Here is a 19,487-nt window from a genome sequence, read left to right on the forward strand (position 1 = left end):
AGGCCGCGCCCGCCCGAGCCGCTCGTGGACCTCCAAGGCCGTCGTCAACGGACTCCTGGCCCTCTTCGCCTGCTACACCCTGATGCCCCTGACCTGGCTCCTGGTCGCCAGCACGAAGGACCACGGTGATCTCGTCGGCACCGGCGGATTCACCTTCGCCGACTTCAACCTCTTCGCCAACCTCGGGGACCTGTTCACCTACGGCGACGGAATCTACGGGCGCTGGCTGCTCAACAGCATTCTCTACTTCGGCCTGGGCTGCCTGGCCTCCACATTCGTCAGCACGGCAGTCGGCTACGCCTTCGACAAGTACGACTTCCCGCACAAGGAGAAGCTGTTCGGCCTGGTGCTGCTCGGCGTCCTCGTCCCGAGCGCCGTCCTCGTGCTGCCCCAGTACCTCCTGGCCGGCAAGGCGGGCCTGGACAACACCTACTGGGCCGTCCTGGTCCCCCTGCTGGTCAACCCCTTCGGTGTCTACCTCGCCCGGGTCTTCTCCGAGGGGTACATTCCCGACGAGGTGATCGAGGCCGCCCGGATGGACGGCGCGGGAGAATGGCGCGTCTTCCGCTCGGTCGGCCTGCCGATGATCGCGCCCGGCTTCGTCACTCTGTTCCTCTTCACCTTCACGTCGAGCTGGAACAACTTCGTCCTGCCGCTGTACATGCTGAGCGACGACAAGCTCTACCCCGTCACCCTCGGCCTGGCGATCTGGAGCAAGTCCTCCCAGCAGAACCCGGAGTTCTACATGCTGACGATCGTGGGGGCCCTGGTCTCGGTCCTCCCCCTGATCATCGCCTTCGTCTGCCTCCAGCGCTTCTGGCGCTCAGGGCTCACCGCGGGCGCGGTGAAGTGACCATGACCGCACGGCACACCACGGCGCCGGCCGCCGAGGTCCTTCCCCCTACCGCGCCCGGACCGCCTCCGCGGCGTCCCCGCACAGCCCTCGCGATGTCGCGGGAGACCCGCGACGCCCTGCGCGACGAGGGTGCCATCGACCTGTTCCGCGAGGCGGCCGACCTCGATCCGGACCTGCTCGTCACCGACTTCGCAGACCCCTCGGTCGCCGAGACCCTCGGCCGGACGGAGGTGCTGATCACCCACTGGGGCTGCCCGCAGCTGACGGAGCAGGTGCTCGCGGCGATGCCCCGGCTGCGGGCCGTGGTCCACGCGGCAGGGTCCGTCAAGCACCATGTGACCGACGCCGTGTGGGAGCGCGGCATCACGGTCTCCAGCGCCGCGGCAGCCAACGCGCTGCCGGTCGCCGAATACACGCTGGCCGCGATCCTCCTCACCGGCAAGCGGATCCTGGAAAGCGCGCGTGTCTACCGTGAGCGGCACGCCGCGTACCCACTGCTGCCCTACTTCGCCGGCCACGGCAACTACCGTCGGGTCGTCGGCATCGTCGGCGCCTCGCGTACCGGCCGGCGCGTGATCGAACTGCTGCGGCCGTACGATTTCACCGTCCTGGTCCATGACCCCTATCTGGACGACGCCGGTGCGGCCCTCCTCGGGGCGCGGCTCGTCGGCCTCGACGAACTGACCCGGCTCAGCCAGGTCGTCTCCATCCACGCACCCCAACTACCCGACACCCATCACATGTTCGATGCCAGGCGCCTGGCCCTGCTGCCCGACGGTGCCACGCTGATCAACACCGCGCGCGGCTCCCTGGTCGATACGGACGCGCTCATCACCCACCTCACGTCCGGACGCATCCACGCGGTCCTCGACGTCACCGACCCCGAGGTACTGCCCCCCGAGTCCCCGCTCTTCCGGCTGCCCAATGTGCTCCTCACCCCGCACATCGCGGGCTCGCTGGGCGGCGAGCTGGGCCGCATGGCCGACTACGCAGCCGCCGAGATCACCCGCTACGCCCGGGGCATGCCCTTTGCCCACAGCGTGGAGCCCCAGGACCTGACCCGGACAGCGTGACGGCACCTTCCGAAGAGAGGCCAGGCTCCACCCGCGGTCCCCCCTCGATGCCCTCGAAGCGAGCTCAGCGCGTAACGTCCTTTCTGCATAGGCGAGTTCATGGCGGCGCACCACGCCACCATGAACTGCCATCTGGCGCCTGTGAAGACGGACGCTAGAGGGCGGCTCCGGCTTCGAGGTCGAAGGGGACGCCTGTGAGCCGCTCGCTCTCAGCCCACAGCCGCTTGCCCGCGGCGAGGTCGTGGGCGCCTGCGGGGAGCTTGGCGGGCCTGGGGGTGCCGGAGGTCTGGTCCCGTCCGGCGGGGCCGATGAACTGGCCCGACCGGACGTACGGGCTGGTCGCCGCGTACAGGGAGGGCCAGGCCGCACCTTCGGCCGAGCCCATGAGCAGGCGTGCGGCGATCGGGGTGATCATGCGGCTCAGAGCGCCGTTGCCGTGCTGCTGCAGACCGGTCATCGCCGACCCCGGGTGGACGACGAGTGCCTCGACGGGGCTGCTCGCGGTGCGGCGCGCGAGTTCGAGGGTGTAGACGACGTTGGCGCGCTTGGACTTGGCGTAGGCGCCCATGGCGCGGTAACTCTTCTCGCTCATCAGGTCGTCCAGTCCGCCCATCGGCCATCGCGCGGCGATGGCGCTGACGGTGACCACGCGCGGTGCGGACGAGCGGCGCACGGCGGGCCAGAGCAGGGCGTCGAAGGCGAAGTGGCCGAGGTGATTGGTGCCGACGGTCATCTCGAGGCCGTCATGGGTGGTCCGCCGCTCGGGCAGGTTCATCACGCCGGCGTTGTTGAAGAGCAGGTCAACCGTCTCGGTCTCGGCGATTCGGGTGGCCGCGTCTCGGACGGAGGAGAGGTCGGAGAGGTCGAGCAGGAGGGTGTCCGTCCGGGCCTCGGCGGTCGCGGTGCGCACAGCCTGCGCGGCCTGGTCCAGCTTGGTCTGACTGCGGCCGGCCAGGATGACGCGGGCCCCGTGGCGGGCGAGCGCGCGGGCGGTCTCGAGTCCGATCCCGCTGTTCCCGCCGGTGATCAGCGCCGTGCGGCCGCTCAGATCTGGGATGTCGTCGGGTGTCCAGTGGTTCACCGTTGTCACGCTCCTCGGATTCGCTGGTTGCTGCTCGGTCATGCGGCGCTCGGCGGTGTCGTGATACGAGCTGGAAGAACATGCCGAGGATGTCCTCGGCGAAGACGGCTTCGGCAATGACTCGGCCCAGATCGCGTCGTCCGCCCCGAGCCGGTCGGCAACGTCGAGGCAGCCCTTGTTGACGGCTTCGTCGATGAAGGGCGTCGGCCCTGGTGCCCAGCCCAAGACCTGCCCCCTTTCAGACCGGTGGTCTGTTCAGCTGCGACCCCAACGTAGGAGACCGCCGGTCTGATGTCAAAAGACCGGCAGTCTGTAAGCTGGGGGCATGACGAACTTCCAGCGCGCGCGCAGTGAGGAGCAGCGTGAGATCCGGCGCCGGGCCATCCTCGACACCACCGCCGCCATGCTGGATGAGATGCCCATCGGCGAGATCAGCCTGAACGAGCTGAGCCGGCGCGTCGGGCTGGCGAAGTCCAATGTGCTGCGCTACTTCGAATCACGTGAGGCGATCCTGCTGGAGCTGCTCGACCGTGCCTGGCGGCAGTGGGTGGCCGACCTGCCTGCCCTGGCGCACGCCGGCACCGACCAGGACGCTCCGGTGAGCCGGCGCGCAGAGCAGTTCGCCGCCGTCATCGCGGGCTCCCTCGCCCAGCGCCGGGTCCTGTGTGACCTGCTGAGCGCGCAGGCGGGCGTACTGGAACACAACGTTTCTCCGCAGGTGGCCGCCCGCCATAAGCGCGCAGCCGTGGCCAACGTCGCAGACATCGCGGCGTTGACCCACCAGCACCTTCCTGAGCTGGGTGACAGCGCACCGCAGTTGACCGCAGCCATGATCATGGCGGTCGGCGCCGTGTGGACACACGCGCGGCCCTCCCCGGCGATGCTCGCCGCCTACGAAGCCGATCCCTCACTCACCGCGTTCAAGCTGAACTTCGTGACTGCCCTGCAGGAGATGCTGGCCACGCTCACCGTGGGCACCATCGCCCGCGCCTCCGCCTGAGACCGCGTCGACCACGCACTGCACGGCGAGGGCCCCAGGGGGCGAACTGTCGGCTCGTGTGCCGTCCACGAATTCGGTGGGATCGCAGTGGAACGTGGGTACTTCACCCAGAAGCCGCTGACCGGCTTGCGGGGGCCCGCGCCGGAAGCCGCGGACGAAGTCGATCCGGACCGCGTGCCCGACGAAGAACCGGCGCGCCACCGATGGTGGCCGACCCTTGCCTGCGCGGGATGGCGTACTGCAGCATCTGTTCCGCTGCCCGAGCCGTGATGAGCTGGAGTCGGCGGCCGATGCCACGGACTGTGATGGGCCGGCGGCTCGTACACTGACGAAAATGGAGGACCACACGGCCACCGGGATCGGTGCACGTCCGGCGCACGCCTTACGGGAGTACGTCGACTCGTATGTCGGTTTCGACCTCCGCGGGTTCCCCACGGGGGTGCACTGCGGCCCGCCGAGCCGTGCGCTCACTGCGGTGATCAGCCTGTCAGACCCTTTGGAGGTGGCGGCGGGCGTCGACGACGGGTCACCGGTCACCCGATTCGGCAGCGTGGCCGGCGGTCTGATGTGCCGGTCCGTCGCGATTCACCACGACGGACGCCAGCAAGGTGTTCAGGTATCGCTGACACCGCTCGGCGCCCGGGCCATCTACGGCATGCCGGCCGCCGAGCTCGCCCACCGACTGGTCCCACTCGACGAGCTTCTCGGAGCGCATGCCGTCGAGCTGGCCGACCGGCTCCGATCGGCGACAACATGGGCGGCGCGGTTCACCGTGCTGGACGAATTGCTCCTCCGAGCTGTCGGCCGTGACGCCTGCGGCGACCGGGGGCGTCGGGTGCGCCCCGAGGTGGCCGAGGCATGGCGCCGCCTCGTCGCCGCGCGGGGTTGCGTCCAGGTTGGTGCGGTCGCCGCGGAACTCGGCTGGAGCCGTCGGTATCTCACCGAGCGGTTTCGCGGTGAGGTGGGCCTGTCGCCGAAGACCTTCGCCCGCGTCCTGCGCTTCGAGCACGCGCACGAACTGGCGGCGGCGCAGGACCCGCTCCCGTGGAGCGAGGTGGCAACCGTCTCCGGCTACGCCGACCAGGCCCATCTCGTCCGGGACTGGCGCGAGTTCACGGGCCGGCCGCCGACGGCCTGGCGCCGCGGCGAAGTCCTCCTCGGAGCCGGGTGACCGCCACCGTCTGCCCGTCGTGCCTGCTTCTCTTCCCTTTTCTTCAAGACCGCCCGGTCACCGGCGTGGACGATCGTCGGCATGAGACTCGTCCACAACGAACGCAATGCCATGGACCTGCGGAAGACCCCCGTGCACCTCGGACTGGGATCGAGAGCGAAACCCGTCGAGGGCTTCACCTGGGACCCGGAGGTGCTCCAGTCGTACAGCGCCGCCGTCGCGGCAGACGGCGCCGAGGGCCGGATGGTGATGATCTTCGACGGCGACGGGCCCGGCGACCACTGGGAGAGCCACCCCGCAGGCGACGAACTGGTCGTCTGCCTCACCGGTTCCGTGACGGTCACCCGCGACGTGGACGGGCTGCCCGACCGCGTTCTGCTCGGGCCGGGCGAGGCCATCATCAACCCGGCCGGGGTATGGCACGTGGTCGACATGGCGGGGCCGACGTCCATCCTGTCCATCACCGCGACCCTCGGCACCGACCACCGCCCTCGGACCGGCACCGACCCGACCGAACACGTCGGCACGCCCAAGCCGGAGGAAGCGCCGTGACGACGCGCGTCGCGTGCCTCGGCGACAGCCTCACCCGCGCCCAGTTCAGCGTCGACTACCTGGATCTTCTCGAACGACGCCGCCCTCCCGGTGACGTGCGGCTTGCCCGTTTCGGCGCCAACGGCGACTTCGCGTACAACCTCCTGCAGCGCCTCGATGCCGTCGTCACGAACCCACCCGATGTGATCACCGTGTTGATCGGGACCAATGACGCCCGAGCGAGCCTTGCCGGCTACCCCGTCGAGCAGGTCATGAAGCGCAAGCAGCTCCCCGTTCACCCGTCAGCAGGCTGGTTCCAAGAGTGCCTGGGAGCCGTCGTCGCACGGCTGCGAACGGAGACCGACGCGACGATCGGCCTGCTGTCGCTACCGGTACTCGGCCAACAACTCGACGCGGCAGCGGCACAGGCATCACAGGCGTACAGCCGGATGATCGCCGAGGTCGCCGCCACCAACAAGGTGGTCTACCTTCCGCTCCACGAACGCCAGATCGAGGAACTGCGCCAAGCGGACCCGCCGCCGACTTCATACCGGGAGGTGACACCCGCAGCGGTCATCGGCGTCCTCCTCCAGCACGCAGTGCTGCGCCGCAGCCTCGACACGATCTCGCGACGGCGAGGTCTCCTGCTCACGACCGACCACATCCACCAGAACAGCCGCGGCGCGACCCTCATCGCTGAGGTCATCGACGCCGGTCTGCTGACCCAGAGCGCGTAGCCGGTTCCGGCACGCGGTCAGCCGGATGCCCTCTACCGAGCGGAGGTGGTACGGCCTCGGGCAGCGGCTCGGTGCCGATCGGGAAGACGCCGGGTGCTGCTCGTCCGAGGCGCGGGTCGCAGATCACGGCGGCCGCTGGCCCTGACGGGACGACTCATATCGGCGGACGAGTCTGCGCCGTCGAGAACCCCGCGTGCAGAGCTGCAGGTCAAGGCGACCGGACGCCTGATCGCGCCCGGTTGATAGCGTCACCGACATGAATCTGGACCGTGTGCTCGAAGCGTTCCGTCAAGAATCCGGGGCGCTCACTGCTGCCGTGTCGGGACTGCCCGAGGCTGAATGGAGCCTCCCGACACGCTGCACCCCCTGGACTGTACGTGACCTGCTCGGGCACGTGTGCGTCGTGATCGACTGGCTACCGGGCATGCTGGACGCACCGGCCCCAGGGGAGGCCAGGATCTCCGCAGCGGAGTACTACCGACCGGATGACCGCTTTTCACCCCAGACCAACGGTGCCCGGATAACTCTGGCTCGGAACCGGGCAGCAGAGCCGGCTGACGGTGCCACCTTCGCCGAGGACTTCACCGCGACCTGGCGGCGGGTCGACCAGCTGTGCCAGGTCCAGCCGGCCGGCCGTACTGTGTGGACGCGTCATGGTGACGCCATGCTCCTGTCGGAGTTCCTGCTCACCCGAGTCGTCGAAGTCGCTGTCCACGGCATCGACCTGGCTGATGCGCTCGGCCGCGAACCCTGGCTCACCTCGGCAGCCGGTGACGCCGTGCTGGAGCTGCTTCTCGGCGCAGAGCAGACTGAGGCCGCCGTCGCGTTGGGTTGGAGCCGGGCGCGTTTCCTGCGCAAGGCTACCGGCCGCGAGCCGTTGGACGCGTCAGAGACTGCGAAGGTCGAACAGCTCGGCATCCGATGGCTGGCCCTGGGCTGACACCTGCGCGCCGCTGCAACGAGATCATCTCTGCCCGGAATGAGTGCTGCCAATTGTGAGAGTCCCACCGTCGCGAATGCACGAGCTTGAGTCTCCAGCAGGGGGAGACCGGAGGGTGGGGACATGAACGGCCACACGCTCCACTCGATCGGCGAGCTGGCCCGACGGACTGGTACCACGGTCAAGACCATCCGGTTCTACTCCGACTGCGGACTCATACCGCCCGCCGGCCGCAGCCCGGCAGGCTACCGCCTCTACGACAACGACGCCGTCGCACGACTGGGTTTGGTGCGGACCCTGCGCGACCTGGGACTGGACCTTGCCGCCATCCGGAAGGTCATGGACCGGGAACTCGCACTGCCGGAGGTCGCCGCGGTACATGCCGACGCGTTGGACGTCCAGATCCGAATCCTGCGGCTGCGGCGTGCGGTGCTGACCGCCGTGGCGAAGCGCGGGGCCACCCCCGAGGAGACACATCTGATGCACGAACTGGCCAAGCTCCCCGAAGCCGAACGCCGAGAACTGGTCGGTGACTTCCTCGACGCGGCCTTCGGCGGTGTGGGTACCAGCTCCATGCTCACGGGAGTCATGCGCTCGATGACTCCGGAACTGCCGGACAACCCCGATACGGAACAGGTCCAGGCGTGGGTGGAACTGGCCGAGCTGTCGCAGGACCCAGACTTCCGCGCCCTCGTACGACGTCTGGTCCAGGAGCAGACGGCCGGGTTCATCCAGGGTGGTCCACCCGCGCTGCACAACGATTTGGCGGCGATCGTCCGTGACCAGATCGCGCCGGCCGTGGCAGCGGGTGTCGAACCAGCTTCGCTCCAGGCCGATCCGATCGTCACGGTCCTCATGAACCGCTGCGCGCATCTCCTCGGCCGTCGTGACGATGCCAAGTCGCGGGAGCAGCTCCTGGTCCGGCTGGAACGTATGAATGACCCTCGCAGAGAACGGTTCTCCTCGCTGCTTGCGGTGATCAACGGCTGGCCGGGTCCGGAGAGCTTGCGGCCGGTGCTCGACTGGGCCGTCGACGCTCTGCGGGCTCGGACACAGGGATGACGGGGCGGCATGGACCAGCTGTCGCCGAGGTCAGACCGAGGCGCTGGTGCATATGATCCGGCAGCGGCCCGCGTGGTTCACCGCTGTCGACCATGCCCGGGACGCCCCGCAGATCTCTTGACGGGCCGGCCTTTGTCAGCGGCCGCCCGGCGGGCAGACCCGGTCCGGCAGCCAGCTGGGTAGGCCCCGGCGTTCCTCCTCGGAGAGGTCTCGGCCGAGGATGTCGCACAGCTCCTTCTTCCAGAGCGCCGGGTCGAGGTGGAGGATGCCCACGGTGTTCTCGTCGACGGTACGAAGCAGGGTCCTGCCGTCGCGGGAGACCGCCAGGAACTCCTGCTCCTCCGCGAACACGTAGGACTCGCCGCGGCCCTCGGGGTCCGCCGCGTCCTGGAACCGTATGAAGTTCCCGTTGGCGAGGAAATGTACCGAGCTGTCGTCCTGGAAGCCCTGCTGGTACTCCCAGGGGTTCAGGGGCCCCATCGGTCCGAGCACTCGCTGCGGGGGCCTTCCCGTTCGCCCGACCGACCACAGTTCCATCATGGACCCCTTGGTCTGAACGGCGGCGAACTTCCCGGTCCGGTCGAGAACGGCGGAGTCAGCCTCCGGACCCAGCTCGATGCGCAGTTTTTCGTTTTCCCGGCCTGTGCGGAGAGAGAACGCGCGGAGGAACCTGTCACCGCGCACCGAGAGCTGTACGTGACCCGGCTCCGGGTGGAAGGAGGCGGTGAAGTCCGGTCGGTCAGTCGCCGTGAGCCCCAGGTCCCGGACGTCGAGGGCTTTCGACAGGCGCCGGCCGTCCCGGGCGTTCCAGTGCTCGATGGTGGAGCCGGAGACGGTCAACAGCTCGTCCCCGGGCCCGAGATGCAGCCCCACACCTTCCTTCGGCGCATCGGGGCCGCCATCGGGAGGCGGCATGCGGACGGTGATGTCGGTGACGGTCCGCAGGGAAGGGAGCTCCCAGATGCGGACCTTGTTCCATCCGATGAGGTCGGCTGCCAGCGTCGCGGCCTGGTTCACCTCTATGCCGGGTGCGATACCGACGAACGTCGACGGGTCGTCCCTCGGCGGACGCCTGACCGTCTTCTCGAAGGTCGTCGAGCCGTCCGCGTCCATGCGTACGATGCCCAGAGTGTCGGCCCGGTCGCCCATCCGGACCAGCATTTCCTCCTCCTCGCCCCAGGCGGTGCCGCCGAGCAGCGCCGGAGGGCCGTCGGCGTTGAGCGGGTCCGTGATCAAGGGCCGCCCGATCACCGAGGTCTCGTCCCAGATGATCAGGACGGGGTTCGCCGGATCGCCTACGAGGGACAGGTCGTCGTCCTCCAGCTGAGTTCCGGGTCCTTCGATCTGCCGCACCGCGGCTCCGGGGCGTGTCCCGACCAGAGCCCACGCGGTCTGCAGTCTGCTCACCGCGAAGTGTTCCCCGGTCCCGTCGATCGCGATGGGCTTGCACGAGGTGCTGAACCTGCCCGGCCGGTACCGGGTCAACGCCTGTCCGTCCGCGACCCGGAAGGCCTCGTACGTGACATCCTTCCCCAGCCGCGACTCCCGGCAGACGACCAGTACCGCGCCGTTGCCGGACAGGGCGAGACGGGGAGACGTCGCAGGCACGCCGTCCGCCAGTTTCCGCGACCTTCCGGTCCCGGGGTCGATCGCCACGAGGGACGGCTCTTGCGCCGTGCTCTGCCCGGTGCCGGCCTGTTGCTGAGCCACGAGTGTGTTCCCGTCCGGCCCGAACCACACCCCGTCCACCGGGGGCGTCCGGCCAGGCAGCTTCCGCTCCCGGCCTGTCGCCAGCTCTCGAAGCTTCACGCGCCCGTTCGCCGACGTCACGACCTCACCGGCATCCGGGGAGAGATCCGCTCGGCCCAGGCCTGAGGAAAGCGCCGCCCCCTCGTACCCGAATTCAGCGCCGACGAGGCTGCGTTCCGGCCCCAGCACCGCCGCCTCGTTCTTACCCGTGCGGTCCACATCGTGCCAGAACAAGGTGCCACCGGCCTTCGTCGACAGGTAGGCGATCCTGCGGCCGTCCCGGCTGACCATCGGGAAGAAGGCGCCCTCGGCGAGAGGGAGCCGGGCGCGCACGATGCGCTCGCCCGCCCCCCGGACGAAGAGCACCACACCCCCCTTGGAGTTCCCCGACCCGCCGAGCCTGGTCGTCACGAGGACCACTCGGCCGTCCGTGCTCGCCGCCACCCGGTCCACCCGTGCCTCAGCCGGGGTCAGGGCCCACCGGTCCTGCACGAAGTGGTCGTAGCGGCGCAGCAGGGCGTTGCCGGCCTCCTGGGTGGGGGAGAGGTCGTGGGCCGCCATGGCGACCAGGGCGGCGCCCCCCGGGTCCCGCTGCGCCAGCTCGTCCGAGAGGGTCGCCAGCGACCGCGACCGCCCTTCCGCCTCCCGCTCCGCGCTGACCCGTGACTGCTGGACGAGGAAGGTGCCGAGCCCGGCGATGAGCACGAGGACCAGCGCGGCGGCGCCCCAGGCGACCCGCAGCCAGATCCGGCGGCGCCGCTGTCGCCTCGCAGCGAGGCCGATGAACGTGCGTTCCTCGAAGGACAGTTCACCTTCCCGTGCCTGTAACCGGCGTGTCAGCGAAGCCAGATGGATCGTGCCGGGCAGCAGATCCGGGGAGCGCCCCGACGCCTCCCACCGCTCGAGGTCGTGGCGCAGCTCCGCACGGGCCGCCAGCAGATCGCTGTCAGCGCGCACCTGGCCGGCGAGCGTCGGCCAGGCGCTGGTGAGGGCTTCGTGGGCGAGCTCGGCCGTCTGCGGCTCGCCCTTCTTCCCGCGCAGCACCAGCAGCCGCCGTTCGGCCAGTGCGCGGGCGATCCGCCACCGCGTCTCACCCGCCTCCTCGCGGGTGATCATGCGGCGCAGCGGGGCCTCGCTGCCGGGCAGCACGCGGACGAGCCCGGTGAGCAGCCGCAGCGCGTCGGCCTCGTCCTCCGGGCGTACACACTCCCGCCACGCCTGCTCCGCGTGGCGTGCCAGAGCGCCGGACACCCCGCCGATCTCTTCGTACGTCGCGAGGCGCAGTCGGCCCCCGGACTGCCGCTCCCACAGCCGGCCGAGGACGAAGCCGAGCAGGGGCAGGATGCCGGGCGCACCCCCGGCGTCCTTCCGGATGCGTTCCTCCAGCCCGGGGTCGTACGCCACGGACGACACCCGTCTGACCGGCTCGCCGATCACCTTCGCGAGCTGGGCCTCCGACATCGGGGTGAGCGCGACGAACCCGTCCCTCAACGCCGGTCCCAAGGCGGCATGGTTGAGCGCCGCGTCCACGAAGTCGGCTCGGAGGGTGAGCAGAACGCGGACGCCCTCCGGCCGGCCCTGCGGAAAGAGCAGGCCGACGGCCTCCGCCAGATCGGCCTCGGAACGGTCGAGAAGGGCTTCGGCCTGGTCCACGACCACGAGGACCCGGCCGCCGGTGCTCCCGAGAACGCGGTGGAGGACGTCGGCGAAAGTCCACTCGCCCAGCAGGGTCGCCACGTGCTCGGCGCTCCGCACCGCGGCGGGGCCGTCCGCCCCTTTCCCCCTCTCCGCCTCGTGGAGCTCGTACAGCCTGGTGGCAAGGGCGTGGCGGAGGGAAGAGATGTGTCCGGCGTTGACGACCAGGACGGCGTATCCCGCCTCCCGCATCCTCGGCACCACTCCGGCCAACGCCAGCGAGGACTTGCCGCAGCCCGAGGGGCCGCACAGAGTGACGGCCGGCCGGCTGCCCCGCAACGCGACGAGAACCTTCTCGATGTCGTCGTCCCGCCCGAAGAAGACGTCGGCGTCGGCCTCCTGGAAAGCGGCGAGACCGCGGAACGGGGTGGGCGGGGTGACGAGGGGGACGAGTTCGGGCAGCGCGTCCAGCAGCGTACGGGTCCGCAGGGCGAACGCCTGCTGGGCCTCGCGTCCGTGCTCAGCGGCCACCATCAGGCCGACGGCCGCGCCGAGTTCGTCGTTCCACACGGGACTGCCGCTGAAGCCCCGCTCGACGTAGACGCTCTCGCCGTCGCCCCGCGAGAGCTGGACCCATCCCTCCCGGGTCGGCCCCCGGAACGTCCCGCTGTGCCAGATGCCGCCGGGGTGGTCGTCGGTGAACCCCACCGCACGGGCGTGGTGGTGCCACACGCCCTCCGCGGGATCGGCCAGGGGCAGCGGCCGTGCGCCGGGTATCAGGTCCCGCAGCCGCAGGAGGGCCATGTCACCGGTCCGGTCGGGCGCGACGGGTATCCAGCGCCGCACTTCGGCCGTACGGTCACCGCCGTCGTACGCGCTCCCGGCGCCCCCGGCCAGCGGCAGGTCGACGGCGACCTCGGCCCCGGGCTCGACCGCGTCCTCCCGGGGCCGGTCGAGGGCGTCGGAGACCACGTGGGCGCAGGTGAGCACGAGATCGTCGGAGACCAGGAAGCCCGCACCGGCGACGACGCCGTCCCGGCCCTTGACGCGGACGACAGCGGCGGCGAGAGCCGACTCGGGGCCATACGCGGGGTCGGGGCGGCCCGCCGTGCGTTCCGGGGTCGCCCGGCGGTCGTCCCCGTCCCTGCCCCGCGGTCCGTGTGTCACTGGGCCCCCACCCGTATCAACTGTGCTGCTGTCCCACAGTATCGGCGTCCGTGCCCGCCCTGTCGCTCCTGTTCCAGGTCAGGGTGACGGAGAAATTGGCTGCCGTCGCGGTGCTGGCGATGACGACATCCGCCTCGGCGGACAAGGACACCCCGAACTCCAGGGTGATTTCGTCCGGGGCCTGCGCCATCCCGGAGAACCGGCCCACGAAGCTCTCCGCCACGGGACGTACGGTGTCCAGCATCTCCCCGAGCGTCCGCTCGGCCCGTGCCACGGTGCGGCCGCCCCGCCCCACACGGATGAGTGCCTCGTCCACCTCGCGGATCTGGACGCGGACGGTTCGGTCGTCGGCGCCGGCGCCGTTGCCCAGGGGCACTTCCACCGTGTGGACAGGCCGTTCGTTCATGGCGGTACTCCAATGTTCGGGAGTTGGAGATCGTAGCGAGAGCGGCCGAGGCGGTTCCCGAGGGCTGCCTAGTCGCGCTGGAGGGGGCCGGTTCGGCGCGTCCGCGACGCAGGGCAAGAAGCTGACCGCGGGCCACGGCGGGGCCGATCAAGCGCACACGTCGGCGTCGAACGGTCACGCCGCCGAGTTCAGCAGCACCAAGGCCAAGCGGCTCGCCGCCGACCAGGCGATCGCCTCGGTCGGACCAGAAGGTCCACTCCACCCCCGCCCGGGCCGACCCACCCCGGGCGGCCGATTCGACCAGGTGAACCTGCCGCTGAACGGCACGTTCCCTACCCGGACGCCGGTGGCGGCAGCGCTCAGCTCGACGTGCGTGTAGGCGGGTGAGGGTCAGCGGCGGCCGGTGGACAGGATGACGAGGAACTGGCCGCCGCCCGGCTCGATGTCGGCGGTCACCGGTAGCCCTGGTACCAGTCGGGAGAACCGGTCCACCAGCCAATCCGCCGTCTTCTGGGCGTCCCGCTCGGTCGGACAACGGCCCACCATCTCGCGGCCCCCCTTGCGCTCAAGCCTCCCGGCTACGGTGATCAGGGGCGCGGGTTCGACCACGTACAGGCTGTCCGGCCAGGCGATGGCCACCTTGACCGCGCCCTTGCGGGTGTTGCATCCACGGTGCGCGAGCCGCTCGACGACCTTGGCCTTCCGGTCGGCAGTCCGGCTGTCGACGCTGGGCCCTCGCGGGTCGTTCACCGACTCGTGGGGGTCGACCGCTTCGTCACACACCCAGCATCGCCAGCCGTCGCGTTCGGCCACATCATCAAGGAGACTCATCCGAGCAAACTAGCCTGCCCGGCCTCTGTCCCACGCACGAGGGCCGTGGCAAGGGCTCCATGCCCACTGTACGAACCCGCCCCCCACAGGCGCTGGCAGTCGTTGGATCTCGTCGCTGGTCACGGGGATTCGGCAGTCCGGAGCATGGTCCTGAGTGCGTGGGTCGTGGTGGCCGCAGGACGAATGCGCCGGCCGGGCAGGTGGCGCGGTTCGGGCATGGAGTGCCTCTCAGGGGCGAGGTGTGTGCCCCTACGCCCGACGGAAAGACCTTGATTCGCTGTGGCTTCAGGTCGGGGCCCGGTCCTGGGCCGCGGGCGCGAGGGTGTTCCTCGAAGACGGGGGTAGGTGGGTGAGGAGCGCCGACTAAGGGAGGGACGATGACGAAGGACACATCACTGCGCGCGGTGGGATGGGCTCAGTCGTTTCCAGTCTCGCAAGGTGTGCGGGCCGGCCGCCGGTGGACGCGTGAGCACCTGGCCTCCCTGGAATGGACAAGGGATGCCCCCGAGATGGTGGACGCGATACTGCTCAGTGTTTCCGAACTGGTCACCAACGCACACGTGCACGCGCACAGCGACGCCCAGCTGGTTCTGACTTGGGACAGCCACTGCCTGCATGTGAGTGTCCACGACTCCGACCCCCTGCCCCCCGCCAAGCAGCCCGAGGACCTCACGACGACCGGAGGACGCGGAATGGCCATCGTCGACGCGCTGTCCGACGGCTGGGCCACGCATCCGCAGGCGTCGGGCAAGACTGTCACCGCGTGCTTCGTGCCGCCGGGCGCTCCGAAGCCCGGGCATGGTGGGGACATCAGCTGAGCTGTGGGCGGAAGCGAACCATGGGTGGAGGACGAGGACGATCAGCCCGTTCGTCGCTGCGGACAGGGGCTTGACCTGGCTCTTTCCAGTAGGCTCCAGCGCTCCGAGAAGGCACCCGCCCCCGGGAAACCCCGGGTCGGGTGCCTTCTTCCGTGCTGTCAGAAGAAGCCGAGCTTCTTGGGGGAGTAGCTCACCAGCAAATTCTTCGTCTGCTGGTGGTACACGCCTCGCATGGCCCCTGACCAACGGAAACGGCCACTATGCGGCCAAGCTGCAGGCGGCTGGTCCGCGTATGGCCCGGATCTTGGTCGGCACGGAGTGGGATCTGACCGTCGGCCAGTGGCGGCGGCGAGCTGGCGGGTTGCTTCGGGACCGGCTTGGCGCCGCCTCGGCAGTCGCCACGTTGGCGACCGTTCCACCGCACCTTGTGACCTCCCGGAACGTGCCCGTGGTGGAGTGCGTCGTAACAGGCGGCCCGCCACCGCCCTCGGGTCCGAGGCGCAGGACCAGCAACCGTGATCGTCCCTGATGCCGACCAGCCGCTCCTTCTCCGCCTGGACCTGTCCTCCCCCTGAAGAGGCAACGGTGCAAACGCTCCCTGACTACGGCCGATGGCGGTGACAGCAACCCGGGCAAGGGCCACGCTGACGTCCCCGGCGGCCGGGTAGCGCTGTTCGAGGCCGGTGACGTGGAAGGCGAGGACGGTCGCCTGGTGGGTGCGTACGTGATCGGGATGTCCGATCAGTTGACGTAAGCGTCATGGGTGATCAGGTCTGCGGGGCGTACTGCCCTGTTGGGGGCGATGATCGTTTCGATCAACTCGTCGAACGGGGTGTCGCGCGGCTGCGGCCGACCCGGGGCCGACTCGGGGACGCGCTCATCGGCGTGGCCGAGTAGTCGCGGTTTCCCGGTGCCGGGAACGGTCCTCGTAATCGGCCACCTGCCTGTGTTGCCTGGGAGGTGACAACATCCGTCCCTGGAAACGTCGTTGGGAGGAGAGAGAAGGGCGCCCGGACGCCTACCGGGCTGCGGCCCGGGCCGCCACAATCTCGGTATGACGATCACGCCGGCCCCTCCGAGCGCACCGCCGACGCGCCGCACCCCCCTCGACCTCACCCGCGGGGTCCTCACGGGCGCGGTGATCGGGAGCTCGCTCGCCGCACTCGTCGTCGGCACTGTCCTCGAACGAGTTCCCCTGCTGGTCGGCGGCTTGGCCGTCCCCATCGCCTACGGACTGCTGGTCCTCGCCGCTGGGGCGCCCGAGCGCGCACGCGAGGCGAACATCGTCCCCCGTACCACGCTCGCCAAGATCGAGAGCCTGCGCGCCACCGGCGGGGAGACCAGCGACGTGCCCGTCCGCTTCGACCTCACCGTCGCCCCGGACGGCGGACCGGCGTACCGCGTCGAGTCCACCCAGTCCGTCAATCTCGTCGACCTGCCCGACTACAAACCAGGCGGCATCGTCGTCGTCCAGTACCCACCGCACCAGCCGTGGGCGGTGAAGCTGGTGAAGCGCCCGACACCGGAATGGGAGGACCGCGCGACCGCGGCCCGCATCGATTCAGCGCCCGGCCCGGCCCTGACCGACGAGCCGCCCCCGGACGGCACCTTCGGCGGCTACCTCACCCTCCTCGCCCTGCTGCTCGGCGCGGCCGGCGTGGTCTTCGTCTTCCGAGCCGACCTCTTCGGCCCGGACGACCCTACCGACCGGCCCCCCTCGGCCGCTGGGCCCGCCGACCCCGGCACCTCGTCCACCACGATCGTCTCGGCGGCGTCCGGCACCGTCGCCCTCGGCCCCGGACAGTCCCTGTTTGACGCAGGCCGGCTGCGTTTGGCGGTCGATTCGCTCACCAAGGGCGACGGCAGAAAGCGCGAGGCTCTCACCGTCGTCGTGCAGGACCGCCTGCTCACCGTCGTCTTCACCCCTGCGGGCTCGCAGGCACCCGGCTTCGACCTGGACGCGCTGCCCTACCCGCGCATCCCCGCCCTCGTCCGGGAGGCCAGAGCCACTCTCGGCGTCCGCTCCCCGCGGACCTGGCAGCTCACCGCCGAGAGCCTGTCCGGCGCCCTCACCCTCAGAGTCGGGGTGGCCGGCGCCGACGGCGCCGCCTCGTTGGAGGCGAACGGCCAAGGTGAGATCGTGCGGCGCGTACCGGCGCGCTGACAGACGGACGGGACCGGCGCCCGAACGGAACGGGTGAGCCGGACGGGGCAGGCTATGAGGACCAGGAGGAGCACGGATGGGCTGGCACGGATATCTGGCCTTGTGGTGCGTCGTCCTTGGCGCCGTCGCGCTCGTCGGATACGGACGGTCGCTGGCCGGGGTGACTCGCGGCCAGCGGGCGGTCCGCGTCATGGGCCGGATCGAACGGGTCACGGAGCCCCGGCACGGGAGCTCGGGACGCGAGGGGATCGCCGTGGTCGTCACCTTCCGCGATCCCGCCACGGGGCAGGAGTTCACCGTCACCAACGACGGCGAGTGCGGCGACCGAATCAGCACGGCCTGGACGGGCCGGGAGATCGGCATCCGCTACCCTCCCGGCCGCCCGCACGCCTACCGCTTCACCACCGACCCGGACGCTGGACGGAGCGGCCTCGGCTGGCCCAACTTCGCGGTCTTCCTCATCTACGTCGGGCTGGTCGTCGTCGCCTCGATCGACTGGGGCTGGCCGTGGGCCCTCGTCGGCTTCGGCGTGCCCTGGACGCTGCTGGGCGCGACCTACCTGCCCGGGGCCATACGCGACTCACGCCTACGCATCGAGGGCCTCGCCTCCGGCGGCCCGGTCCCAGGCCGCGTCATCGCCGTACTGAAGGACGTCACCGTCGAAGAGGACGGCGAAACCGCCACCAGCCACACCCCGGTCGTCGCCTTCACCACCCACGACGGCACCGCCGTCACCGCCTACCGCACCGTAGGGCTGAGCGATCCCGCCCGCTCGCGCGGCCGGGACCTCACGATCCACTACCGCCCGGACAACCCGGTCGTCTTCACCACAGACCTCGGCGCCGAGCACCGCTCCCACGTCGGCGAGATCGCGTTCGCTGTCGGGGCCCTTCTCGTGGGGGTCGCTGCGGCCGTGGCGGGAGGGATCCTGATCGCGGGCTGACGCCCACCGCCCCTGACGAGCCGGCCCCGCGACCGGTACGACGTCAGGCGGCAGCCGCCGCCGAATCGCCGGTCACTCCCTCGTCGTGCCGCAGAGCCGACGCACGGCCCGGGCACCCGTCGAACGGCGCAGGGCCCGGCTGAGGTCCTGGCGGCTCTTCCGTAGATCCCGCATCGGCCCCAACCGCATGAGCGTCATCACCAAAGCCGTCCTCACTCTGGAGCGGCACCGCAGACGAAGCTCGATGAACAACAAGAACCGACTTGCCGCCATCGAACGCAACACAGACGCAGCCTGAACTTGAGTTCGCGCGTCACTGGTGTCAGGCGATCTCCGGGCGCCGGCGCTGACCTTGCGGTGTGAACGTGAATCGATCGGCGAACGGGCCATCACCACAGCGGACCGCGAGAAGCAACGGGGCTTCCCGATCCGGGGGCCATGACGAGTCGGATCCAGGCTCGGTGCCGTTCCACAGGTGGAAGGAGATCATCGGCTCTGCGATGTCCTTGGTGACATAACCGAGGGTCTTTCCGTAGAGCGGGTTGGTTCCGCCGAACAGCACCGACGGAGGACCGAAGGCAGCAAGAACATCCGCCCACACTCGGTCGTGCTGGGCCCACGGACTGATGACGCTCCGCATTGACGCGTATGTCTCGGCGTCCAGCACTCGGTCGGGCTTGAGCCACCCCTGGCGCCATGCGAACTCCGCGTATACGGAGGCCACGCTGCCATCGTGGTCGGATGCAAGCAGACGACTGATGGCGCCTTTGACGCCAGTGGGGGGCCAAAGGCCTACTTCGCCCCAGGCGTGCTTCTGGTCACCCCAAACTTCGGGCCGCTGCTCAAGGAAGAGCAGATGGTCTATCGCCATCCAAGCGGCGAGCTCCACATCGCCGTACATCCCCGGCCTGCGCAGCACAAGGTTGAACTGATCGACGAGGTAGTTACGCATGCCGAACGATGATGCGAGCACTGTGTCTACGGCCATCCGGACAGTCTGGCCTACGGCGCCGGCAGACGGGCCAGCAGGCGGCAGAGGTCAGAACTCGACCAGAGCACTGGTGCACATACCTCTGTACTCCGTGGTGCAGCGGGAGGAGTACGCCGACAGGGGGTGACCGGCTGCGCGGGACGGTGGGCCATCAGACGGTCCTTGCAGTGCTCGCCGCGTGGCCGGCACAGGGTGCACGGCTGCGCGAGATCAGGCAGACCGCGGTCATGGCGCTGAGGGCTCAGGACCCGCCGGTCTCGTACCGGAAGATCGCAACCGCGCTGGGGATTTCGCTGGCGCGGGTGCAGCAGATCGAGGCGGGGGAGCGGGGG

The 19,487-nt window shown here is 69.9% G+C and carries 16 protein-coding genes and 1 pseudogene; 12 read left to right on the top strand and 5 right to left on the bottom strand.

The window, feature by feature from the left end; all coding sequences use genetic code 11:
- Positions 1 to 82: 82 nt before the first annotated feature.
- Both ABZY45_RS26850 and ABZY45_RS26855 read left to right on the top strand, forming a co-directional pair.
- Positions 83 to 853 carry a carbohydrate ABC transporter permease gene (locus ABZY45_RS26850; RefSeq protein ID WP_356743818.1) on the top strand — a complete coding sequence of 257 codons (771 nt, stop codon included), beginning with the start codon at positions 83 to 85 and terminating at the stop codon, positions 851 to 853.
- 95 nt (positions 854 to 948) lie between these two features.
- Positions 949 to 1,929, top strand: a complete 981-nt coding sequence (locus tag ABZY45_RS26855; RefSeq protein ID WP_356743772.1) for a hydroxyacid dehydrogenase — start codon at positions 949 to 951, stop codon at positions 1,927 to 1,929.
- Positions 1,930 to 2,083: 154 nt separating this feature from the next.
- On the opposite strand, the gene ABZY45_RS26860 is transcribed toward ABZY45_RS26855, so the two are convergent.
- A complete protein-coding gene (locus ABZY45_RS26860) occupies positions 2,084 to 3,010 on the bottom strand; it encodes an oxidoreductase (protein ID WP_356743774.1) in 927 nt (308 codons plus the stop codon).
- Between the two features lie 325 nt (positions 3,011 to 3,335).
- Here ABZY45_RS26860 and ABZY45_RS26865 point away from each other — a divergent pair, with 325 nt between their 5' ends.
- The 6 genes from ABZY45_RS26865 (at position 3,336) to ABZY45_RS26890 (ending at position 8,451) form a co-directional block, all read left to right on the top strand.
- Positions 3,336 to 4,010: a TetR family transcriptional regulator gene (locus ABZY45_RS26865; protein WP_356743776.1), complete on the top strand. Its 675-nt coding sequence runs from the start codon at positions 3,336 to 3,338 to the stop codon at positions 4,008 to 4,010.
- A 334-nt stretch (positions 4,011 to 4,344) separates the two neighbouring features.
- Positions 4,345 to 5,181, top strand: a complete 837-nt coding sequence (locus ABZY45_RS26870; RefSeq protein ID WP_356743778.1) for a helix-turn-helix domain-containing protein — start codon at positions 4,345 to 4,347, stop codon at positions 5,179 to 5,181.
- Positions 5,182 to 5,262: 81 nt separating this feature from the next.
- The gene (locus ABZY45_RS26875; RefSeq protein WP_356743780.1) at positions 5,263 to 5,733 is read left to right on the top strand and encodes a cupin domain-containing protein; all 471 of its coding nucleotides are present in this window, start codon (positions 5,263 to 5,265) and stop codon (positions 5,731 to 5,733) included.
- Entirely contained in the window at positions 5,730 to 6,449 is a 720-nt protein-coding gene (locus tag ABZY45_RS26880; protein ID WP_356743782.1) for an SGNH/GDSL hydrolase family protein, read from the top strand. Before ABZY45_RS26875 ends, ABZY45_RS26880 begins: the two co-directional genes overlap by 4 nt.
- A gap of 256 nt (positions 6,450 to 6,705) precedes the next feature.
- On the top strand, positions 6,706 to 7,389 hold the full coding sequence (locus ABZY45_RS26885; RefSeq protein ID WP_356743784.1) for a maleylpyruvate isomerase family mycothiol-dependent enzyme: 684 nt from the start codon (positions 6,706 to 6,708) through the stop codon (positions 7,387 to 7,389).
- A 123-nt stretch (positions 7,390 to 7,512) separates the two neighbouring features.
- Positions 7,513 to 8,451: a MerR family transcriptional regulator gene (locus ABZY45_RS26890; protein ID WP_356743786.1), complete on the top strand. Its 939-nt coding sequence runs from the start codon at positions 7,513 to 7,515 to the stop codon at positions 8,449 to 8,451.
- Between the two features lie 135 nt (positions 8,452 to 8,586).
- Here ABZY45_RS26890 and ABZY45_RS26895 read toward each other — a convergent pair whose 3' ends face one another.
- The 3 genes from ABZY45_RS26895 to ABZY45_RS26905 all read right to left on the bottom strand — a co-directional run bounded on the left by ABZY45_RS26895 (position 8,587) and on the right by ABZY45_RS26905 (position 14,239).
- Complete coding sequence (locus ABZY45_RS26895) at positions 8,587 to 13,002, bottom strand: serine protease (protein WP_356743788.1); 4,416 nt, start codon at positions 13,000 to 13,002, stop codon at positions 8,587 to 8,589.
- Positions 13,003 to 13,018: 16 nt separating this feature from the next.
- Positions 13,019 to 13,408 carry a CU044_2847 family protein gene (locus ABZY45_RS26900; protein WP_356743790.1) on the bottom strand — a complete coding sequence of 130 codons (390 nt, stop codon included), beginning with the start codon at positions 13,406 to 13,408 and terminating at the stop codon, positions 13,019 to 13,021.
- A 390-nt stretch (positions 13,409 to 13,798) separates the two neighbouring features.
- On the bottom strand, positions 13,799 to 14,239 hold the full coding sequence (locus ABZY45_RS26905) for a hypothetical protein (protein ID WP_356743792.1): 441 nt from the start codon (positions 14,237 to 14,239) through the stop codon (positions 13,799 to 13,801).
- 377 nt (positions 14,240 to 14,616) lie between these two features.
- Here ABZY45_RS26905 and ABZY45_RS26910 point away from each other — a divergent pair, with 377 nt between their 5' ends.
- From ABZY45_RS26910 to ABZY45_RS26925, 4 genes and pseudogenes are all read left to right on the top strand, one after another.
- On the top strand, positions 14,617 to 15,057 hold the full coding sequence (locus ABZY45_RS26910; protein ID WP_356743794.1) for an ATP-binding protein: 441 nt from the start codon (positions 14,617 to 14,619) through the stop codon (positions 15,055 to 15,057).
- Between the two features lie 1,054 nt (positions 15,058 to 16,111).
- Positions 16,112 to 17,221, top strand: coding sequence for a hypothetical protein (locus ABZY45_RS26915; RefSeq protein ID WP_356743796.1), 1,110 nt, complete (start codon positions 16,112 to 16,114; stop codon positions 17,219 to 17,221).
- A gap of 76 nt (positions 17,222 to 17,297) precedes the next feature.
- Positions 17,298 to 18,164 carry a DUF3592 domain-containing protein gene (locus ABZY45_RS26920; protein ID WP_356743798.1) on the top strand — a complete coding sequence of 289 codons (867 nt, stop codon included), beginning with the start codon at positions 17,298 to 17,300 and terminating at the stop codon, positions 18,162 to 18,164.
- A 106-nt stretch (positions 18,165 to 18,270) separates the two neighbouring features.
- Positions 18,271 to 18,396 (top strand): annotated as a pseudogene (locus ABZY45_RS26925) (IS5/IS1182 family transposase); the annotation flags it as partial.
- Between the two features lie 90 nt (positions 18,397 to 18,486).
- Here ABZY45_RS26925 and ABZY45_RS26930 read toward each other — a convergent pair.
- Entirely contained in the window at positions 18,487 to 19,116 is a 630-nt protein-coding gene (locus ABZY45_RS26930; RefSeq protein ID WP_356743800.1) for a hypothetical protein, read from the bottom strand.
- Positions 19,117 to 19,487: the final 371 nt, after the last annotated feature.

The sequence above is a fragment of the Streptomyces sp. NPDC006516 genome, from assembly GCF_040611875.1.
Lineage (GTDB): Bacteria > Actinomycetota > Actinomycetes > Streptomycetales > Streptomycetaceae > Streptomyces.